This is a genomic window from Spirulina sp. 06S082, assembly GCF_034932145.1.
Classification (GTDB): Bacteria; Cyanobacteriota; Cyanobacteriia; order Cyanobacteriales; family Spirulinaceae; genus CCY15215.
In genome coordinates this window covers 1-3,592 of the sequence record NZ_JAYGHV010000085.1, presented here as the reverse complement: position 1 = coordinate 3,592, position 3,592 = coordinate 1, and the positions used below count along the sequence as shown (strand labels likewise).

2 protein-coding genes are annotated in these 3,592 nt (G+C 42.9%); both read right to left on the bottom strand.

All coding sequences use genetic code 11. The features are described from left to right. Positions 1 to 238: 238 nt before the first annotated feature. Complete coding sequence (locus tag VB714_RS07060; protein WP_323222523.1) at positions 239 to 2,734, bottom strand: substrate-binding domain-containing protein; 2,496 nt, start codon at positions 2,732 to 2,734, stop codon at positions 239 to 241. Positions 2,735 to 2,838: 104 nt separating this feature from the next. After that, positions 2,839 to 3,429, bottom strand: a complete 591-nt coding sequence (locus VB714_RS07055) for a DUF4129 domain-containing protein (RefSeq protein ID WP_323222521.1) — start codon at positions 3,427 to 3,429, stop codon at positions 2,839 to 2,841. Positions 3,430 to 3,592 lie beyond the last annotated feature (163 nt).

Sequence of the window (3,592 nt, the reverse complement as noted above, 5' to 3'; positions counted from 1 at the left end):
AGGAACTAGCTTCGCATTCCAAGGTGTCGTGACCCAAATAACGTAGTACGCGAGGTACTTAGTCTGGTCAGAATGGCTTGTCAGATTTCTCTTTCAAGCCTCACGCCTTTAGGCTGAGGTTCCTGACTTTGCTACCATTCTCCTTTCACGCCATAACCCTTCTCATCATAGACATTTCTGCAACGGGCGATCGCTAGCCAAAAGTCGAATATCTTGTTTGATGAACGGCGATCGCTATTTATTTCTGGCTTTCCTCGGCATCTTTAAGGGGGACTAAACCCGCTTTCCTTAACAATACTTGCGCTTCAGTCGTTTTGAGAACATCAATAAAAGTTAACCCGATAGGCATTCGACGATTATCGCGAGGATAAACTACTGCCAGGGCATAAGATAGGGGATAGCGTTGCTCTCGGACGGCTTTGCTATTGAGAAAATAACTCCCCTTTTCATTACACAGATCGGTTTGAGGTGTAATAGGAGAACCATTCTTCATCATTAAAGGAGAAACGGGATCGTTTTTATTATCGCCAAGGGCCAAAGGATAGACAGAACATTGACCGAAAACCTTGCTGAGACTACCAAAAGCGATCCCTCCAACTTGTCGATCTTCAAAATCTTGAATAACCGCATTAAAGGTTTTAAACGTAGACAAGCGAATAATTTGCGTACTCACTGCACTGCGTTCCACATTCAATTTTACCAATTCTCGAAAAGTGGCGATCGCATCAGCATCTTGCAAAACTCTTTGTTCAAAAATTGTCACTGCTTCTTCATCATCAGGAATGTAAAGTTTAACCGCTAGATCGGGTCCACCAATTTCTTTCCAGTTGCTTATTTCTCCCGTATAAAGGCGACGCAATTGTTCAAAAGTAATCCGTCCTTGCAATTTTTCCGGTATGCTGTTTTGGCGTTCGGAATAACTGAAAGAAACATAAATCGCGATCGCATCATAAGCAAAACGCTCGAACCATAAATCTATCCCCAGTTTGCGAAATAAACTACTAACGGCAAAATCTGCCTCAAAGTTACGAATTTTGGCGATCGCCTCACTCGCGGTTGGTGCAGGAGAATAAAGCAAATTGTATCTAGGTTCGGGAATTTCGGGGGGAGTTTCTGATAGTTCGGTGTCCGTAGCTACAATGGGGTCATCCGTATTTGTCGCCGCATCTTCTTCCGGTGTCGCAACTCCTTCTTTGGGAGGATTAATGCGATTTAAGAATTCCTCCTCTAGAGAAGTTCCTTTCGCAATGAGATTTTTTTGCAACCAAATATAAGACCAAATTCCCTGCTGTTCGCCGCTAAAAACGTAATTCCCAGCATTCAACCCCGTTACTTGTTCTATACAGCAAATCGGAGTTTCTGTCAATGCCCGAATGCGACGGGAACGGGCAAGCAAATACCAAATTAAAAGAATCAGTAAAGATACCCCCAAAAGACCGCCTAGAAAGAGCCAGAATTTTCTGCGCTTCTTGTCTTTCTTCGGTTCTATTTCTGTTTCTGTTTCGGGTTTATCAACGCGATAAATTTCTTCGAGGGCTGGAAGTTTTAATAATTCTCGACGCGCTTCCGACGCACTGGTAAAATTCAAAGAAGTTAAGCCCATTAAAGAGACAATAAAATGTTTAAATTGCTGGTTTATAGGCGGCCAGTAATCATCAAAAGTAGGATCGAGAGGTCGATAGGTTTCTGGATCGCTGCTGCGTCCGGCAAGGAGATAAAATGCAACTAAACCGAGATTGTATAAATCTTTCTCAACGGAAATTTCTTCTTTATTTTTGGCAGAGGGAATGAATAAATTTTCCCACAAAGCCGGATCGGTTAGATAAATATAAAACCCCTGAAAAGTGGGGACGATCAACAAACTTTCGAGGGAAATATTGCCATGAATTACTCCTTCTAGCACGATGCCATTGGGAAGGCGAAATTTTTGCCCGTGGAGAAATTCCAAACTTTGCAAAGTTTGTGTCAGGACGATGCGAACTTGTTGCTGAGAAAGAGAACCTGTTTCTGTTAAGTAACTCGCCAGATCGGGAAAACTCTCTAAAGTTCCTTGGGTAATGAGATAGCAACGTTCTTCTCCAGTCGGCGCGATCGCATCGTTGGGGGAAATAATGCGTATATCTTGATGGCGACCATCGGCGAGATCTATGCCAGTAAAATTAATAAAGTTGCTTTGTCGCAAACGGGTTTCATTGCGACTAAAGTAACGCTTAGGTAAGAGATACTCTTTAATCACAACGGGAGAGCGATCGCTGAGATCGATGGCACGGTACAAACGTCCGCCATTACGCGGTTTGAAATAATCTTCCACTTGATAAGTGCCGCGCATCCCTAGAATTCTCGCTTCTGGGGGGAGTCTGAGGGGAAAGCTACATTGAGAACAATGGGTTGCTTGGGGATTTTCTATGAGGGTTTTCTCTTGCCACTCGCAGATAAAGGGATTAGAATACACGCACCGATAGGCAGTATATCGAGATTTTGTAGGAGGGGGCTTAACTCCTGCTTGGACGGCTTCTTCGGTTTCTACCCCCATCAGTTTATTGATGACTTCTTGCTTGACTTCCGCAAATTCAGGAATAGGCAAGGTAATAGGTTCTAAGAGAGAAGGGACGATCCAGCGATATCGCGCTGGGATAAATCCAGCTACACGATCCATGAATACGCTGAAGAAGAGATTGAAGCGATCGCCTAAACCACTAATTTCTCTACTTTTAATGTCTTTGATAATTCCCATGCGGCAGGTTCTAAAACAGGATGAAGTTCAAGTTCCCAAATTTTATCGGTCTTCGGGATTATTTTCTAGTATTTATAGTTCTCAGTTCAATGAGTAATTAGGAACTAATATTCAACGCGATCGTAAGCATTTTGACATTGTTGGAAGAGCGATCGCGTTGGTTCGGTATTGCCGAAACACAAGGCTTGATGGGTTGCTAACAAGATTTGATAGGGTTCTGGTTTGGGCAATTCTCCCACGATCTGTAAGTATTCTCCATCGGTGCGACTGGGTTGATGCGGGGCAATTCCTGTCTCGTCTAAGCGCTGTAGCATCGCCATATACAGGCAAATACAGGCTTCGCGATAATTCCCTCGTTCTTGCGCTTTTTTTGCCCTTGCAACCCAGATAGAGGCAGAAACTTCTTTAATAATTTTCCCTCGTGTTTGTTGAGATTGCCCAGGAGACTTAAAGGCGGTATAAAGATAAGGCTCTAGGAGTTGCCATAATACCCAGAGTACCCATACTGATAAACTGACAACAACGAGCCAAAATATTCCTTTGGCGAGAATTTCCCAAATGGGAGAATCAAACCAAGAGGATGTATCTGTATCTGTATCTGTATTGTTTGGATCTTTTAAGGTCAACCATTCGTAAAAACGTTGTTGTAATTTTCTCCATTGCCAACCCAAACTATTTTTTTGAAAGGAACTCATCGCGATCGCCTTTTTATTGCTCCATGATTACTCAGTCTAATTCTAATTTTCCCAATTCTCAAGCCCTGCTCGATATTATCTGCGATCGCATTGCCAATTCTCCTCAACAGCGCTTGACTTTTGCCGAATATATGAATTTGGTTTTATATCATCCCAAGTATGG